Source organism: Wolbachia endosymbiont of Chironomus riparius (genome assembly GCF_918315375.1).
This window is the reverse complement of sequence record NZ_OU906733.1, coordinates 245,174-261,350: the sequence shown is the minus strand read 5'-3', so window position 1 is coordinate 261,350 and position 16,177 is coordinate 245,174. Positions and strand designations below refer to the sequence as shown.

The 16,177-nt window shown below is 30.6% G+C and carries 19 protein-coding genes and 1 pseudogene; 13 read left to right on the top strand and 7 right to left on the bottom strand.

Features of this window, described 5'->3' with window-relative positions; genetic code table 11:
- Together NL275_RS01355 and NL275_RS01350 are read left to right on the top strand one after the other, a co-directional pair.
- A partial coding sequence (locus NL275_RS01355) for an alpha/beta fold hydrolase (RefSeq protein ID WP_253300200.1) occupies positions 1-349 on the top strand: 349 nt, incomplete at its 5' end.
- Positions 346-591 (top strand): alpha/beta hydrolase, encoded by a 246-nt coding sequence (locus NL275_RS01350; RefSeq protein ID WP_253300199.1) that lies wholly within the window; start codon positions 346-348, stop codon positions 589-591. The genes NL275_RS01355 and NL275_RS01350, both read left to right, overlap by 4 nt.
- A gap of 4 nt (positions 592-595) precedes the next feature.
- Here NL275_RS01350 and NL275_RS01345 read toward each other — a convergent pair whose 3' ends face one another.
- The 4 genes from NL275_RS01345 to secG all read right to left on the bottom strand — a co-directional run bounded on the left by NL275_RS01345 (position 596) and on the right by secG (position 3,832).
- Positions 596-1,015: a nucleoside deaminase gene (locus tag NL275_RS01345; RefSeq protein WP_253300223.1), complete on the bottom strand. Its 420-nt coding sequence runs from the start codon at positions 1,013-1,015 to the stop codon at positions 596-598.
- 506 nt (positions 1,016-1,521) lie between these two features.
- Positions 1,522-1,884 (bottom strand): hypothetical protein, encoded by a 363-nt coding sequence (locus NL275_RS01340; protein WP_253300198.1) that lies wholly within the window; start codon positions 1,882-1,884, stop codon positions 1,522-1,524.
- On the bottom strand, positions 1,881-3,518 hold the full coding sequence (locus NL275_RS01335) for a CTP synthase (RefSeq protein WP_253300197.1): 1,638 nt from the start codon (positions 3,516-3,518) through the stop codon (positions 1,881-1,883). Before NL275_RS01335 ends, NL275_RS01340 begins: the two co-directional genes overlap by 4 nt.
- The gene (gene secG / locus NL275_RS01330; protein WP_253300196.1) at positions 3,515-3,832 is read right to left on the bottom strand and encodes a preprotein translocase subunit SecG; all 318 of its coding nucleotides are present in this window, start codon (positions 3,830-3,832) and stop codon (positions 3,515-3,517) included. The genes NL275_RS01335 and secG overlap by 4 nt, the downstream gene beginning before the upstream one ends.
- Before the next feature lie 131 nt (positions 3,833-3,963).
- On the opposite strand from secG, the gene radC reads away from it, so the two are divergent.
- A complete protein-coding gene (radC, locus tag NL275_RS01325) occupies positions 3,964-4,641 on the top strand; it encodes a RadC family protein (protein WP_253300195.1) in 678 nt (225 codons plus the stop codon).
- A 23-nt stretch (positions 4,642-4,664) separates the two neighbouring features.
- Here radC and dnaN read toward each other — a convergent pair whose 3' ends face one another.
- Positions 4,665-5,813 carry a DNA polymerase III subunit beta gene (dnaN, locus tag NL275_RS01320; protein ID WP_253300194.1) on the bottom strand — a complete coding sequence of 383 codons (1,149 nt, stop codon included), beginning with the start codon at positions 5,811-5,813 and terminating at the stop codon, positions 4,665-4,667.
- A gap of 180 nt (positions 5,814-5,993) precedes the next feature.
- Here dnaN and NL275_RS01315 point away from each other — a divergent pair, with 180 nt between their 5' ends.
- From NL275_RS01315 to NL275_RS01300, 4 genes are all read left to right on the top strand, one after another.
- Complete coding sequence (locus NL275_RS01315; RefSeq protein ID WP_253300193.1) at positions 5,994-6,287, top strand: hypothetical protein; 294 nt, start codon at positions 5,994-5,996, stop codon at positions 6,285-6,287.
- A 141-nt stretch (positions 6,288-6,428) separates the two neighbouring features.
- On the top strand, positions 6,429-7,064 hold the full coding sequence (locus NL275_RS01310) for a hypothetical protein (protein ID WP_253300192.1): 636 nt from the start codon (positions 6,429-6,431) through the stop codon (positions 7,062-7,064).
- A 199-nt stretch (positions 7,065-7,263) separates the two neighbouring features.
- Positions 7,264-7,473 (top strand): hypothetical protein, encoded by a 210-nt coding sequence (locus NL275_RS01305; protein WP_253300191.1) that lies wholly within the window; start codon positions 7,264-7,266, stop codon positions 7,471-7,473.
- Between the two features lie 163 nt (positions 7,474-7,636).
- Positions 7,637-8,332 (top strand): hypothetical protein, encoded by a 696-nt coding sequence (locus tag NL275_RS01300; protein ID WP_253300190.1) that lies wholly within the window; start codon positions 7,637-7,639, stop codon positions 8,330-8,332.
- A gap of 29 nt (positions 8,333-8,361) precedes the next feature.
- On the opposite strand, the gene miaA is transcribed toward NL275_RS01300, so the two are convergent.
- Positions 8,362-9,252, bottom strand: coding sequence for a tRNA (adenosine(37)-N6)-dimethylallyltransferase MiaA (gene miaA, locus NL275_RS01295; RefSeq protein WP_253300189.1), 891 nt, complete (start codon positions 9,250-9,252; stop codon positions 8,362-8,364).
- Positions 9,253-9,326: 74 nt separating this feature from the next.
- Here miaA and NL275_RS01290 point away from each other — a divergent pair, with 74 nt between their 5' ends.
- On the top strand, positions 9,327-9,809 hold the full coding sequence (locus NL275_RS01290; RefSeq protein WP_253300188.1) for a hypothetical protein: 483 nt from the start codon (positions 9,327-9,329) through the stop codon (positions 9,807-9,809).
- A gap of 301 nt (positions 9,810-10,110) precedes the next feature.
- Here NL275_RS01290 and tmk read toward each other — a convergent pair.
- Positions 10,111-10,718 (bottom strand): annotated as a pseudogene (gene tmk, locus NL275_RS01285) (dTMP kinase).
- A gap of 106 nt (positions 10,719-10,824) precedes the next feature.
- Here tmk and NL275_RS01280 point away from each other — a divergent pair.
- The 5 genes from NL275_RS01280 (at position 10,825) to NL275_RS01260 (ending at position 16,095) form a co-directional block, all read left to right on the top strand.
- The gene (locus tag NL275_RS01280; RefSeq protein WP_253300187.1) at positions 10,825-11,397 is read left to right on the top strand and encodes a thioredoxin family protein; all 573 of its coding nucleotides are present in this window, start codon (positions 10,825-10,827) and stop codon (positions 11,395-11,397) included.
- A gap of 6 nt (positions 11,398-11,403) precedes the next feature.
- Positions 11,404-13,134: a cation:proton antiporter domain-containing protein gene (locus tag NL275_RS01275; RefSeq protein ID WP_253300186.1), complete on the top strand. Its 1,731-nt coding sequence runs from the start codon at positions 11,404-11,406 to the stop codon at positions 13,132-13,134.
- 215 nt (positions 13,135-13,349) lie between these two features.
- Entirely contained in the window at positions 13,350-13,835 is a 486-nt protein-coding gene (locus NL275_RS01270) for a hypothetical protein (protein WP_370107215.1), read from the top strand.
- Positions 13,836-13,917: 82 nt separating this feature from the next.
- Positions 13,918-15,408 carry a UbiD family decarboxylase gene (locus tag NL275_RS01265; RefSeq protein ID WP_253300184.1) on the top strand — a complete coding sequence of 497 codons (1,491 nt, stop codon included), beginning with the start codon at positions 13,918-13,920 and terminating at the stop codon, positions 15,406-15,408.
- A 54-nt stretch (positions 15,409-15,462) separates the two neighbouring features.
- On the top strand, positions 15,463-16,095 hold the full coding sequence (locus tag NL275_RS01260; RefSeq protein WP_253300183.1) for a hypothetical protein: 633 nt from the start codon (positions 15,463-15,465) through the stop codon (positions 16,093-16,095).
- The last annotated feature ends 82 nt before the right edge of the window (positions 16,096-16,177 follow it).

Genomic DNA, 16,177 nt, shown 5'->3' with positions numbered 1-16,177 from the left:
TCTTATTTTGTTCGACTATTTTGGACACGGTCACTCAAGTGGTAATTTTATTAATTATACAATAAGCGATTGGCTCAAAAATTGTATCAGAGTAGTCAATGAATTAACAAACGATAAACAAATAATTATAGGCTCAAGTATGGGAGCATGGTTAATGTTTCTCACCGCATTAGAATTGCCAGAAAAAATAAACTCCTTAATCGGCATATCTTCTGCACCCGATTTCACTGAAGATCTAATATTTAAACAATTATCAAGTAAACAAAAAAAAGAATTGCTATCCGAAGGAATAATAAATTTTACTTCAGAACATGATAAAAATTGTACATATAAAATAACTAAAAATTGATTGAAGATGGTAAAAAAAATCTACTCCTTAATAAAATAAGTATAGATATGAACTGTCCTGTACGTTTATTGCATAGCATAAATGATAAGGATGTTTCATACCAAACTTCATTAAAACTATCAGAAAAAGTAAGGTCTAACGATGTTGAAGTCCATTTAATCAAATCGGCTCAACATAATATGTCTGATAACCGCTCGCTAGATATTTTATTTAAAATTGTTGAGGAATTTTTATTGCCATAAAACCTCATATATTTCTTAATCTACGAAAAAATTGTCTCAATAAAAAAGCACTTTCTTTTTCTAGTATTCCACCATAAATTTCTGGTATATGATTGCAATATTGAAATATCTGAGCACCATTTTTAATACCTCCACCCTTTTGATTATATGCTCCAAAATATAATCTCCTAATTTTTGCAAAAGAAATAGCTTGAGCACACATTGGACAAGGCTCAAGTGTTACATACATATCAGAATCATGAAGTTTTGAAATTGTACAAGATTGACTTATTGCTAACATCTCTGCATGTGCTGTTGGATCATTTAGCGTTATAGTCATATTATATACAGAGGCTAATATATTGTTTTCATTCACTATTATAGCCCCTACAGGTACTTCTCCATTTTTCTCAGCAATTTCTGCTTGCTGTATAGCAAGTTTCATGTACTGATAATCAAACATTTCTCACAACAACACTAGAAGTGTTAATTTATACATTTCACTGTTTGAATATTTTTTCATGCCATCCATTGAGCAGTTATACTATATTCACACAATTCTACCTCATACTTTTTGCATACATTATGACTGAAGGTCGTGAGCTATTTTGTTGTTGATTACCTCTTTCTTTGATTGCTGGTTCAATATTTTTTGCATGCATTATAACTGAAGGTCTTGAGTTATTTTATTGTTGGTTCTCTCTTTCTTTTGTTACTGATTCACGTAAAACAGAACCTAAACCCTTACAACCTGAATCTTGTTGACTTTTTTTCATTTTTAACCTCTTTTATTATATCTATACTAGTATATTATTTTATCTGTCAAGCGCTGTTTTTTATGTTATTAGTTTCACATATTGACGATCAAACATTTATTCCACACTTTTAACATTAATATTATTATGAATGCTGATTCATCTCTAGATTGTTAATTTTACTACTTGGATTTTTTTAACAACTATTGTAGCAAGCAATACAATTTTTACCGCTATGATTCCTCACCCTTAGATTGTAGACTCTACTACTTGGATTTTTTTCAACCACTACCTTACACGTTGCTGAAACTACACTTTCTGGGTAGTTGTGCTCTCTATTTATTTGATCTTTTTGCACCAGAGAAAATTCATTTACAGCTTGTTCTATATAATCTTTTGCTTCTTTTAGTGATTGAAAACTTTTAGCTTGTGTATTATTTCTTTTTTCTGTTTTTAGTGCTTTTTCTTCCTCTGTTTTTAAGTGGTCAATTATTATACGATCCATCATGATATCATCTATTATGCTTTCTCTAAAATATTCTTCCTCGTTTGTTTTCATTTGTCATTTTGCTCACTAATTTTGTCAAATTTCTGTTTTTTATCAACAGCTGCTTTAATAAACGAAGTAAAAAGGGGATGAGGAGCAAATGGTTTTGATTTAAACTCCGGATGAAATTGAACACCAACAAACCATGCATGATCTTTTAACTCAACTGCTTCTATATATAATTTATCTTCTGATATACTACTGCACATCATTCCATTTTTCTCTAAACTATCCTTGTAATTCAAATTCACGATATACCTATGTCTGTGTCTTTCGGAAATGGTAGTTTGACTATAGGCTTCAGCAACTATGGAATTTAGTTTTATATTACATGCATATTCCCCAAGCCTCATAGTTCCACCAAGGTTAACATTTTGATTGTTAATTAATTGAACAATAGGATTTTTACATACACAAAATTCTTCAGAATGTACATCCTCAAGTTTAATCACATTGCGAGCAAATTCAATAACTGCAAGTTGCATACCAAGACAGATACCAAAAAATGGAATATCATTTATGCGAGCATAATTTATAGCAAAAATTTTACCTTCTATTCCAGTATCACCAAATCCACCAGGAATAAGAATTGCATGAGAACTTTCAAGTTGTTTTTCTAAGTAACCTTCATTTATTAAAACTCTAGAATTTATCCAATTTATATTAATTTCTACTTTATTATTCATTGCCCCATGGTGTAATGCTTCTACTAGCGATTTATATGCGTCAGGAAATTCTACATACTTCCCTACTATAGACACATTAATTTTTTGCGTTGAATTTTGAATAACATTGACTATTTCTTGCCACAAAGTTAAACATGGTTTTGACTTGCTCAAACAAAAGTGCTTTAAAATTTGTGTATCAAGACCATATTGATTGTACAGCACTGGTAACTCGTATATGTGTTTCACATCTGGAGCAGGAATAACATTTAACAAAGGAACATTACAAAGATTAGCTATCTTTTCCTTTTGATTTTGGGAAATATCTTTTTCACTACGACACAGTATAATATCTGGTTGTATTCCTGCAAAATTCAGCTCACGGACAGAATGTTGAGTGGGTTTTGTTTTTAACTCCTGTGCTGCACTAAGGTATGGTAGCAAAGTTAAGTGTATGAGTATAACTCTCTGTTTTCCTAGCTGATAACTAATCTGACGTATAGCTTCAAGAAAAGGTTGACTTTCTATGTCACCTACTGTTCCCCCTATTTCACATATTAAAAAATCTAAGTTATCTATACCATTTGTAATAAAAGATTTGATTAAATCTGTTACGTGAGGAATAATTTGTACGGTTTTACCAAGATAATCACCACGCCTTTCTTTTTTCAGTAATTCGTAATATACTTTACCTGTTGTTATATTGTCACATTTTGTAGTTTGAATTCCGGTAAAACGCTCATAATTACCTAAATCCAGATCAGTTTCAGCACCATCACTTGTAACAAATACTTCTCCGTGTTGAGTGGGATTCATTGTTCCTGGATCAATATTTAGATAAGGATCAAGCTTTTTAATGTGTATTTTAAAGCCGTAAGCTTGTAATAATGCACCAACAGTTGAAGCAACTAAACCTTTACCAAGTGATGAAACTACTCCACCTGTTACAAAAATAAACTTAGTTTCAACCCTTCCTTTCATTCACTTTCAAATGGAACAGAGTTAGTTTTATTTTTTTGTTCCATCTCAATTTTTTCTATTATCGACTTTTTTTTAAGATCTTTTGAATATAACCCTGACAATAATAATGTATTGATAATAAATAATCCAGCAACTACTACTGTAATTTTAGTAAGCAGATTTGAAGAAGATTTAATAGGAACAATAGTGTTAAACCCTTGCTGTGAACCGCTGAAACCATCTAATGAACTACCTCTAGGTGGCTGCAAAAGTACCAAAGCAACCAAAACAATAACTAATGTTATCTGAAATATACCGAGTATAACTATTGACATTATATACAGCCCTTAAAATAAAAGTTTTATAGATATAAGATACTTAAGTCAAGCTTCTATGTTTAGTAAGTGTTTTACTTAAAAGATTTAATTTATTATCATATAAGAATATATAAACAAATGTTCGGTTAATGACTGAAGATTACAAAAAAGGACACAGGAAACGCTTAAGAGAAAAAATCATTTTAGATAATGGACAATCTCTGCTTGATTACGAAATTTTAGAGCATATTTTATATTCAGCATATAGTAGAATTGATGTTAAACCTATAGCAAAAAAATTGATTCATCACTTTGGAAGTCTAAGCAAAATTTTCAACGCTGAATTAGAAGCATTACATAATATCGATGGAGTGAATGACTCGGCAATATCAGCTATTTTTTGTGTAAAACAGGCTTTCGTTCGCTGTACAAGAGAAGAAATAAAAAAACTACCCATAATAAATAATTGGAAAAAATTACTGGATTATTTAAGAACTAGTATAGGAAAAATAAACAAAGAAAATTTTCGTGTGCTTTATATGAATAAAAAATACCATCTAATAGCCGAAGATATCAACAATGTTGGTACAATAGATCAAACTCCTATCTATATTAGAGAAATTATTAAACGTGCGCTTGTGATTGGTTCAACATCTATTGTAATATCTCACAATCATCCAAGCGGCGATGTAAACCCTTCAAACAGTGATATAGAGTTAACCAAGCTATTGGCAAGAGCATGTCAAAGCACAGGTATAGAATTAATAGATCACGTTATTATCGGATTTAGTAGTCACTTTAGTTTTAAGGAAAATCAGCTACTGTAAAAATTTAAGAAAAAATGATTAATTTAAATTCTAATTGGCATTATTATATATAATACATCTGGATCATTTTCATCTGTTATCATTGCAGCACTATTATTATCAATAAAGCTGAATTTACATTTATCTTTTATACAGGACAAAGCATCAAGTATATAACGTGAATTGAAACCTATTCCTAAAGGAATATCAACATAATTGATATCTATTGATTCAGTGGCATCATGACATTCTTGAGATTTCGAGTGCAGAGTTAATTTATTTTCTTGTAAAGAGAACTTTATAGATTTTATTTTATCAGTTACAACAACAGAAACTCTATCAACAACATCTAAAAGCTTTTTACTTTCAATAATCATACATTTATCCTGAAAGACAGGAATAACAGATTTATAATCTGGAAAAATTCCATCTATTAATTTTGATATTATAGTATACTCTCCACATGTAAATTTAACTTTTCTTTCCGAAAGTTTTACATTCACTGTATTATTTTCATCTAATATTTTTAATAACTCTATAACAGTTTTACGAGGTATAATGATAGAAAAATCTTTTTGAATTTCATTAGGTTTAGCTTTTTTTACGCATGACAATCGATGACCATCCGTTGCCACACAGCATAAAAATTGTTGATCCGTATGTATATATACTCCATTTAAGTTATACCTTGTATCATCCATTGATACAGAAAATTTAGTCTTGTTTAAGAAATCCAATAAATCTGTATTGAGTAAATTAAAATCATGTTCATAATCGTCTTTTTCAAGAAGAGGAAATTTACTCGAGACCACATTTGGTAAGGAAAAATTTGCGTTTCCACAAGAAATGAGTAATTTTCCTTGATTACTGACTTTGAAATTTACGTCCAAGTCAGTTGGCAATTTTCTCACTATATCATGCAAAGTGTGTGCTGAAACTTTCACCTCTCCATCAGCTAATATATTCGCAGGAAGTGATGCAAGTATAGAAATATCTAAATCAGTAGCCATAAATTTTATTATGCCATATTCCGCTCTGATACTTATACATGCTAAAACATCTATTGTATTACGCCTCTCAACTACTCCACTAACTTTAGATAAAGTATTTAAAAGGCTTGTGCGACTTACACTAAAACATATCTTCTCAGACACAGAACTCTGTATTTTATTTATCTCTATAATCTCTGACATTTTTCAGTTTAAAAAATATATTTTAATAATATTTATGCCTGACTTAAAGTAAAGAATTTTTCACAAAAGGTCTACATATTATGATTTGTTTTAATACTATACCTAGTGCAACTACGATTACTTAATTGTTAATAATTTGTAGTATAATTGGTATATGCATTTATAGTGAGGTACAATATTATGACAGAAAAAATTAAAAACACTAATCCAGTAATCACCTTGAAAACTGAAGCTCAAAAAATCGATTTTAGTGACATAAGAGCAGGTCAAGACAATAAACTAGCAAATTCTGGCGAGACAATGTTCTTAGATTTGCATAGGATGAATTTTATTATAAATGGTAAAAAAATAGATAGAAGCTTGCTTTTATTGCTAAAAGGAGGTGCTAATAACTTAAAATTCGAAGACTGTTTATCGGAGATTCTGAGTAAAGATTTAACAACTGACACGGACAAAAAGAGCCAAAGGAATTAGAAGACTTAGAACATTTAAAGTTTTTTTATGATATTGGTAAAAATAATGGCTCATTGCTACCAAAAAATTCTTTTGCAATGGAAGTTTTCAATGATTGAATAGAATGTCAAGTGAGAAATATGGTGACCTTATTGCAAAGATATGAAAAAACAAACGACCAAAAATGATGATTACTGCCCTTTTGTAAAAGAAGTTTTCAAAGAAATGTTTCAGTATGCTGGAGCAGAAGTTCCACATGATTCTATTTTAGAAGAGCTCATAACCAATTGTAACCAAGCAGGATATGAAGGTGGCCTTTGCGTTAAATTAGCTTGTATATTTCATGAATGCGGTTTAATTATAGGAAGCCCTGAAAAAAAAATAGATATTAATTGCGTTAATCCAAGCTATGTAGAGATAAAATCTGATATGGATTCACCTATATTCAAATATGAAAACCCAGAAAAAGAAATGTGTTCATTGACTAGTGAATTAAAATTCACACTTGAATCTAATGAACAAGAATCTGATAAGAATGTCAAGTACAAAGATGGTAAATTATTACTTACTGTTCCTAACGAATTAAAAAATTATACGATAGGTGAAAAAAAATTATTTGATGTAATTAAAGAATATTTTAAGGCATTTTGCAAAAAATTAGGATTTAATTTCGAAATGAAAATAGAACATAATTTTACCAAACCATCAGCAAACGGTCATTTAGAAGAGGTTAAACAGCCCATGCAAAGTATAAATCAAAAAGAAAATTATCAAACTACTACGTGGTATGTAGAATAAAATTCGTTAAATTAAAGGAAGAGTTTCAAACTCTTCCTTTAAATATCAAACTTGAATAAGTGCATTGGTAAGTGCTTTCTGCTAAAGCTATTCAAATATCTTAATGTATATATGTTGTCATTTTTCTTAATATTGCATTTAATGTTATTAAAATATTAATAACTTATGATATAATTAATAATATATTTAATAGTAAGGTATGACAGAAAAAATTAAAAACACTAATCCAGTAGTAGAATTAAAAGCACAAATAAAACAATTTGGTTTTGAAAATTTAAGAGCAAACAAGGATAATGCTCTGGCAAATTCTGGTAAACAGATGTATGAAGATTTTACTAGACAAAGTTTTATCATAAATGGAAAAAAAATAGATAGAAGCTTGCTTTTATTGCTAAAAGGAGGGTGCTAATAACTTAAAATTCGAAGACTGTTTATCGGAGATTCTGAGTAAAGATTTAACAACTGACACAGACCAAAAAGAGCCAAAGGAATTAGAAGACTTAGAACATTTAAAGTTTTTTTATGATATTGGTAAAAATAATGCTCATTTGCTACCAAAAAATTCTTTTGCAATGGAAGTTTTCAATGATTTGAATAGAATGTCAAGTGAGAAATATGGTGACTTATTGCAAAGATATGAAAAAACAAAAGACAAAAATGATGATTACTGCCCTTTTGTAAAAGAATTTTTCAAAGAAATGTTTCAGTATGCTGGAGCAGAAGTTCCACATGATTCTATTCTAGAAGAGCTCACCACTAATTGTAACCAAGCAGGATATGTAGGTTCACTAGTAGGTGGGACAGATAAACCTTTGGGTAAGATAACACAAAATCATGGCTTTAGTTTTGATGTGGAAAAGAATAAAACCATACATATTAACTGTGATAATGAAAATTGTGTAATACTTAAGGTTGATGAGCATATTAATATTTGTGATATAAGCAAACCAGCAGAAGTGGTGGAAGGTAAAATTGCTCACTCACTAGAATTTAAACTGGAATCTCAGAATGATAAAAAAGACGTAACATACAAAGATGGTAAATTATTACTTATCGTTCCTAACGAACTAAAAAATTATACGATAGGTGAAAAAAAATTATTTGATGTAATTAAAGAATATTTTGAGGCATTTTGCAGAAAGTTAGGATTTAATTTCGAAATAAAAATAGAGCATAATTTTACTAAACCACCATTAACAAGGACTAATCCTGTAGAACAAGTAGAACCTTCTAATAAGAATCAAGAAAGAACTACACCCTTAGGATGATAATACATATAATAACATAAAAAAACTCCTTAAATAAAAGGGAGAGTTTGAAACTCTTCCTTATTGTGAATTACTTTAGAATGTGGAAATTGGTTCCGAAACCAGGTATATTGACGCTTTGCATAGTGTCTTGTATTTATTTGTGCAATTTGTATTGCTTCTGCTAAAGTAATTTCACCATTTAAGTGTCTTATAATTTCTGGCACTCCGTGTGCTTTCATCGCTGGTAAATTTGAGTTCAGATTCATATCAAGAAGTTTTTTTACCTCGTCTACAGCTCCATTTTTAACCATATTTATAAAACGGGCATTTATTTTGTTATATATATATTCTCGGCTAGGCAAAATTGTATATATTTTATAATTTTTTAATACAGAAGAATTTCTACTTTCTTGCCATAAAAATATTGATTTACCAGTTTGAATGATAACTTCAAGCGCCCTTGAAAGACGATGAAAATCATTCATGAATATTTTTCCCTGAATTTTTGGATCTTTTTTAATGGCTAATTCGTAAAATTCATCTTTACTTAAATTTTTACTCAGCTCATTAACATTCTTTCTTACTTCTTGGCTTACTTCGGGTATAAACGATAAACCATTTATTAAACTGCTGATATAAAGTCCACTTCCACCAGTAATTATAGGTATTTGAGAGGTTTGTAATGCATGGTTAACTTCTTTTTTTAAATCCTCTAGCCATAAACCCACAGAGTAATTTTCTTTTGCTGAAATATACCCATATAACTTTAACCTTTCTTGTTTTTCTGGCTGAGCAGTAATGATAGGAATTTCTTTATATATCTGTTTTGAATCACAATTTATTATAATGGTATTATGATATTTTTTTATAAAATCATTGCATAATTCTGATTTACCTGAAGCTGTAATTCCTGTAATAATTATTATATTGCTTTTCATTAATTTTAATTTAACTAATATTTAATAAAATATGATAAGGAATTGTATATTACAATATAAAATCAGAGGTTTTTATGGTAGAAGATAACTCATTTACTAAGCGTTTTGCAAAAGGAAATGCAAGTAATAACGAAAATGCTGATAATACTTCAGGAGGAGGTTTTACAAGTAAGTATTCGTCTGGAAATAATAAAAAAAATGTGCTAGAAGAAAAAGGTAAAATTTCTGAGCTAGCAAGTAAACAATCTTCTTCAGAGAAATCTTTTTCTGAAATTGGAGGAATAAAAAACAAAAGCAGAGTGTTAAACAAGAGATCATTTGCCGATGCAACAAAAAGAAGCAGGGCAGATCTAGTATACCTAGTACGTGGCAAAGATCGTGGAAATGCAGCATGGCATTATGTATTAGTTGACAAGGATAAGAAGGAAATGTTTCTTGCAAAAAGTAAAACTGGTGCAATGGATGTTGCAGACTATGGAGAGATTTTACATTCAGGATGGGGTGAAAATCCACCGCAGGAAATAGTTGATAAAATAAATGAAGAGTTTAGTATATAGGAAGTATATAATATTTTATTTTATCAACTTAAATAAATTAAAAATCTTAGTAATCTATTTATCAAAAAAAAGTTGTAAATTTTATTACCGATGGATTTTAATCTTCAGCCTACTTTTACAACAACATAACTATAGCCTAAGGTATATTTTTATCTTACAAAGAATATACCGCTGCTGTAGGCAACTCCGATAGTTTAGATTTTGCTTTCCATTTTTTATATTAAGTGTTTACAAGAAATATACAGTTGATAAAAACCTAATTAAAAAATTACCTTTTGCATAGAGAGTTATGAAAAAATAACTAAAATTTTGGAATACGCTCCAAAACTTTAGCAATAACTATATCACTTATTTTCTCATGATCTTGCGTTTCAATTTCAGAAATGATTTGGCATCTAAATAAATTTTTCTTAGCTATTTCTTGAAAGCCATATCTAACTTTGTGAAAAAAATTTTCATCCATTCTTTCATATTTATTTTTATGCTGAGCCCTGCTTAATCCAACACCAACATCAATATCTAAGATGAATGTCATATTCGGATACTTAATCCTACTAGAGTATGAAGTCTTTCTATTAATTCTAGATCAACACCAAATCCATATCCTTGATAAGCAATTGTTGAATCGATGAAACGATCACAAATCACTATTTTTCCTTCTTGAAGGGCAGTTGATATCAGTTTTTTCATGTGCTCATATCTCATTGAAATAAGCAACAAAAGCTCAGAAACAGGATCTATATCACATACTAACAACTCTTTTCTTACCTTTTCTGCAAAATCAGTACCTCCTGGTTCTCGAGTTAAAATTACGTTACCTTCACCATATATTTGACGAAAATAGTCTGCAAGCAACTCGGATTGAGTTGTTTTGCCAGAGCCGTCTATTCCTTCAAAGGTTATAAACATAAGTTTTACGATTTAGAAAAAATTTTTATAAATAGTATATAGAAATTATTTGACATTTAAATAACAAAACCATAAGTTATTTCTATACATCTCCAAGTTTCAGCTCATGGTTGCTCTTAATACACCTAAAGTAAATTTTGATTTTACTGCACAGGATTTTAATCTCTTAGGAGTGGATAATAAATACTACACTCTAAGTGATTGTTGTGGAAAAAATGGTCTTATTATTATGTTTATATGTAATCACTGCCCTTACGTTCAATCAATCATTGATAATTTAGTAAGTGATGTTGATTTACTAAAAAGAGATTACCAGGTAAATGCTGTCGCAATAATGCCCAATGACACAAATGAATACCCTGAAGATTGTTATGAAAATATGGTTGATTTTGCTGAAAAGCATAAATTTACGTTTCCTTACTTAATTGATAGTACTCAAAAAATAGCTAAAGAATATGGAGCTGTATGCACTCCTGATTTCTTCGGTTTTAATTCTAATTTAAATCTCTGTTATCGTGGACAGTTTAATGATACAAAAAAAGAAAGATCTCATACATATGTTACAGGAAGTAGTAACCTATTCAAGGCTATGAAATTTATTGCAGAAACTGGTCATGTTCCTGCCGATCAAAAGCCAAGTATTGGCTGTTCAATAAAGTGGTCTAATTCTATAAATTAAACTCCCATGCACAGTAGCTCTCAATATTTATTTGATATTATAATTTTACTTTCTGCTGCTGTGTTTATAGTAGTGGCATTTTGGAAAATGAATATTAGCCCAGTACTAGGTTATTTTGTTGCAGGAGCAGTAATAGGTTCTCATGGATTTGATTTAATAAGTTCAACTATGGTTATGGATAACTTCGCAGAATTTGGCGTAGTTTTTCTGTTATTTATCATTGGTCTTGAACTCACCTTTGAGCGATTAATAGCCATGCGAATGCACGTTTTTGGCTTTGGTTCTTTGCAGGTAATAGTCACAGTAATAGCTATATGGTGTATTGCTATCATAATTGGAAAAAGTTCTGGCGTGGATGCAAAAATGGCAGTAGTTATTGGTGGGGGATTTGCATTATCATCAACAGCAATGGTGCTGCAGGTTCTTCAAGATAAAGGACATCAAGCAACACAGGTAGGAAGATTATCAATAGCAATTCTGTTACTGCAAGACTTTGCGGTAGTACCCCTCATAGTACTATTACCTCTACTTGTTGGTAATTCTCAGCACAGTCTTGTGAGTTCACTTGCAGGATCCTTGATGCAAGCTGCTATTGCATTGGTACTAATATTTATAACTGGTAGGTTGTTACTTAGACCACTGTTTTCTGTTATTTCTAAGATGAGGAGTAATGAAATATTTATAGCAACAACACTTTTAATAGTATTAGGAGCTGCTTTTATTACTGAAACATTCCATTTGTCTATGGCATTAGGAGCGTTTGTTGCTGGATTGTTAGTTGCAGAAACAGAACATAGGCACTCAGTAGAGCAGTCTGTATTACCGTTTAAAGATTTATTTCTTGGTTTATTTTTTATGACCGTCGGTATGTCTATCGACATTAAGCTTCTTCTTAATAATCTACCTTTAATTGCTTTATTATCTATTACCCTAATCGTTTTAAAAACATCAATAATATATATATTATGTAGGCTTTTTGGTTTTAAAAGCGCTCCTTCGATACAAGCTGGCTTATTACTTGCACAAGGTGGTGAGTTTGCATTTATTTTATTTCGTTTAGCAAGTGAATTAAATGTGTTGCCAAATGAAATCGCTCAAATACTTATGATATTGACTACAGTAACAATGGCTTTTACACCTCTTTTATCTGGATTGGGAGATTGGATAGCAAACTCACTCAATGGTGAAAAAGTAATTTTAGATGATGATGCGGTAGTAACAGATATACAAGATCTTCATAATCATATAATAGTTGCCGGTTTTGGACGAGTTGGACTTATGGTAACAAATATGCTTACTTCTGAACATTTGAGTTATGTTATTGTAGATCTTCAATCACAAATAGTCAAAGAAGGAAAAAGTGATGGATTTCCTATATACCTTGGAGATGCTACAAGATCAGAAATTTTAAAATCACTAGGAATAGAAAGAGCTCAAACTTTAATAATCTCAATAAAGAACGAAGTTACTATAAAAAAGATAGTCTCTTTAGTTGCAGTCAATTTTCCGCATGTAAATGTTATAATACGTCTTCCTGACTTAAGTAATGTAGAATTATATAATAATCTTGGAGCTAGTAAAATTATTCCTGAAACATGTGAGGTTGGATTACAATTAGGTGCCGCGGCACTAGGCTTAAGCGGAATTAGTGAAGGTGGAGTAACATCTTTAAAAAATAGATTTAGGCAAAATAGTTACGGTGTTATAAAAGAACTAAGTAATAGTAAGGATGAGTGATTATAATAGATTTTTTATAAAAATTTAGAATTGAAACTAAAATTAAAGATCTTTTTTATTGGGAAAAATAAAGAAATTAGCTAGCTAAAACAAAGGTTATATAAATGGTAATCCAATTAACAGTCTAGTGGTTACCTTTTCATTTCAAAACAGTTTTATTGATATTTCATAATATTTATGTTAAAATATTGACTTGTAGTACTGAAGAAAAATTTATGAGTGAAGCACAAGGTTCAAATATTGCAGGGTTGCAGTCTCAGCGAGAACATCAAGCTTCTGCAGGAGAAAAAAGTGGTTTTGGTCTTGGTTACAGCGATTCCCCTTCAACAATTGTAGATGGAATGAAGTGGTTTTTTAACTTTCACGAAGGTGCTATTGCTTCCTATAATAATATATTTGAGGGTTTAGTAAGTGGAAGTAGCTTAGCAACACTATTTGGAAAGTCAGGTAATATGTTTGGTATCAAAATACTTAATGATATCGCAGAGCATTTCTCAGGAGATGAAGGTGGTGGTGGAGAAATGAGTGATAATGAAGCAGCGGCTCATTATGAAGATTATCCTCATGCTAATGATCAAATGGAACATAGTGCAGATGGGTTACATGATGCACATGATTCAGGTGATCATCATGGTCAATCTTTTGATCCAGGTCCATCACCATCTGTTGGTAATAATCAAGGCCACTCTATTGATGATTAATTTTTAGATTTTTAGCACTAAGTTTTAATACAAAAATTTAGAATGTTTTACAGCTATTATGGTATCGAACTAGTAAATAAATATGTTTAGGTACAATAATTTGCAAGATTTCATTAGAATTTTAGAAGAAAAAAAAGATCTTATTAGAATCAGAGAAGAAGTATCATCGATACTGGAAATTACAGAAATTCACCGCAGAGTATTATCACAAAAGGGCCCCGCTATAATCTTTGAAAATGTAATTACAGAAAATGGTAAGAATTCAATGCCAGTTTTGGTAAATCTATTTGGTACCATCGATAGAATAGCTTTAGGACTTAATACAACTCCAGAAAAACTCAGAGATCTTGGCAAATTGTTAGCATTTTTACGATCCCCTGAACCACCGAAAAGCTTCAGAGATGTTATAAAAATGTTTCCTTTATTAAAAATCGTGTTATCAATGCGAAATAAAATTGTAAATAATGCTCCATGCCAAGAAATAGTGCTGACTGGAGATAATGTTGATTTGAGAATTTTACCTATTCAAACATGTTGGCCAAATGAACCTTCCCCTCTCATTACTTGGCCCGTTATAGTAACCAAGGGACCGACGAGTGACAAACAAGATGATTTTAATCTTGGAATATACCGAATGCAAGTTATAGATAAAAAAACAACACTAATGCGTTGGCTTGCGCATCGTGGTGGTGCAACTCACCATAAGCGTTGGAAAGAGGAAGGAAAAAATATGAAATTCCCTGCAGCTGCTGTAATTGGCGCAGATCCTGCAACAATTATTGCTGCTGTAACCCCAGTACCTGAAACATTATCAGAATATCAATTTGCTAGTTTATTGCGCAAAAAGTCACTTGAGCTTGTAAATTGCAAGACTGTTCCACTTCAAGTACCAGCTCATGCTGAGATTGTTTTAGAGGGCTATGTGAGTCTAGACAAATATCAGAATGAAGGTCCATATGGTGATCATACCGGCTATTACAATTCTGTTGAGCAATTTCCTGAATTTAATATTACTGCAATCACTATGCGTAAAAATCCCATTTATCTTAGTACTTTTACTGGTAAACCCCCAGATGAACCATCGATTCTCGGTGAAGCATTAAATGAAATTTTTGTCCCTATCTTAATTAATCAATTTCCAGAAATAGTAGATTTTTACCTACCACCAGAAGGCTGTTCTTATAGAATAGCAATTGTATCAATAAAAAAATCATACCCCGGACATGCAAAAAGGATAATAATGGGAATACTTTCATTTTTGAAACAGTTTTTATATACAAAATTTATACTAGTTGTAGATGACGACATAAATATTCGTGACTGGAAAGAAGTAATGTGGGCGTTATCAACAAGAATGGACCCAATTCGTGATACAGTCACAATAGAAAATGCTCCTATTGATTACCTAGATTTTGCTTCTCACGAAAGTGGACTTGGAAGTAAAATGGGATTTGATGCAACAAATAAAATTCCTCCTGAAACAAAGCGAGAATGGGGGGAAAAAATTGCAATGAATGAAGAAATTGTGAAAACAGTTACGGAAAAGTGGAAGAAGTATGGGTTCTCTGATTGACTCTTAATAAAAAAACAGATATCATTAAGAAAATTTTTTAATTTATAAAAAAACATGGAAGATATAAATGATATAATTAGCAATTACACCATTGTACATGATTTTTTTCAGACTAGTGGCTTAGGAGACTATAAAGCTCAATGCGATTATGGTGGAGTACTGTATAAAACTAATGAAAATATACATGCTGGAGACAAATTCTATAGTGATAATTTTATAGATTCACATTTTGGTAAAGAGATCAAAATGTATCCTCAGAATGAGCGTTTAGCTAAGGAACTAGCTGGCAATAAATTACCAATTTCAATTACCATTGATGATGACAAAATAACAATAACAGAAAACGTAAAGAAGGTTAAGTTTATTAAAAGTACGCCACGTTACGATTATGAAAATCAAAAAGATATCGAGTTTATTGGTGATGATAAGGTAAGGGTTACAGAATATGGAAATATCCCTTACTCTACTAAAAATGATACGGATTATTATAAATACAAGTATTTAAAGCCCTATAAAACGACTTTTTCGTATGAAGACATACATGCTTATAGTAAAGATTCAATGTTGAATATTGAACATCAGCTCCCTAATAATCCAAATTATAGCTTGAACGTAAAATTCACAAAAGTTAATGATATCCAACCAAGTTTTTGGCAGAAATTTAAGAATATATTTTATAATAGTTAGTTGAGACAAAGTTATTACCTTTTTTATATGTTTTGAACATAAAAGTTCATGACTTAATTTATTTCTAGTGTTAACTAAGTTT

Excerpts from the sequence above, each read along its gene's own strand:
- NL275_RS01280 (WP_253300187.1), top strand. The coding sequence starts at position 10,825 with ATGGTTGCTCTTAATACACCTAAAGTAAATTTTGATTTTACTGCACAG.
- NL275_RS01260 (WP_253300183.1), top strand. The coding sequence starts at position 15,463 with ATGGAAGATATAAATGATATAATTAGCAATTACACCATTGTACATGAT.
- NL275_RS01345 (WP_253300223.1), bottom strand. The coding sequence starts at position 1,015 with ATGAAACTTGCTATACAGCAAGCAGAAATTGCTGAGAAAAATGGAGAA.
- NL275_RS01275 (WP_253300186.1), top strand. The coding sequence starts at position 11,404 with ATGCACAGTAGCTCTCAATATTTATTTGATATTATAATTTTACTTTCT.
- secG (WP_253300196.1), bottom strand. The coding sequence starts at position 3,832 with ATGTCAATAGTTATACTCGGTATATTTCAGATAACATTAGTTATTGTT.
- NL275_RS01270 (WP_370107215.1), top strand. The coding sequence starts at position 13,350 with ATGAGTGAAGCACAAGGTTCAAATATTGCAGGGTTGCAGTCTCAGCGA.
- dnaN (WP_253300194.1), bottom strand. The coding sequence starts at position 5,813 with ATGTCAGAGATTATAGAGATAAATAAAATACAGAGTTCTGTGTCTGAG.
- NL275_RS01340 (WP_253300198.1), bottom strand. The coding sequence starts at position 1,884 with ATGAAAACAAACGAGGAAGAATATTTTAGAGAAAGCATAATAGATGAT.
- NL275_RS01265 (WP_253300184.1), top strand. The coding sequence starts at position 13,918 with ATGTTTAGGTACAATAATTTGCAAGATTTCATTAGAATTTTAGAAGAA.
- miaA (WP_253300189.1), bottom strand. The coding sequence starts at position 9,252 with ATGAAAAGCAATATAATAATTATTACAGGAATTACAGCTTCAGGTAAA.
- radC (WP_253300195.1), top strand. The coding sequence starts at position 3,964 with ATGACTGAAGATTACAAAAAAGGACACAGGAAACGCTTAAGAGAAAAA.
- NL275_RS01305 (WP_253300191.1), top strand. The coding sequence starts at position 7,264 with ATGACAGAAAAAATTAAAAACACTAATCCAGTAGTAGAATTAAAAGCA.
- NL275_RS01290 (WP_253300188.1), top strand. The coding sequence starts at position 9,327 with ATGGTAGAAGATAACTCATTTACTAAGCGTTTTGCAAAAGGAAATGCA.
- NL275_RS01310 (WP_253300192.1), top strand. The coding sequence starts at position 6,429 with ATGAAAAAACAAACGACCAAAAATGATGATTACTGCCCTTTTGTAAAA.
- NL275_RS01315 (WP_253300193.1), top strand. The coding sequence starts at position 5,994 with ATGACAGAAAAAATTAAAAACACTAATCCAGTAATCACCTTGAAAACT.
- NL275_RS01300 (WP_253300190.1), top strand. The coding sequence starts at position 7,637 with ATGGAAGTTTTCAATGATTTGAATAGAATGTCAAGTGAGAAATATGGT.
- NL275_RS01335 (WP_253300197.1), bottom strand. The coding sequence starts at position 3,518 with ATGAAAGGAAGGGTTGAAACTAAGTTTATTTTTGTAACAGGTGGAGTA.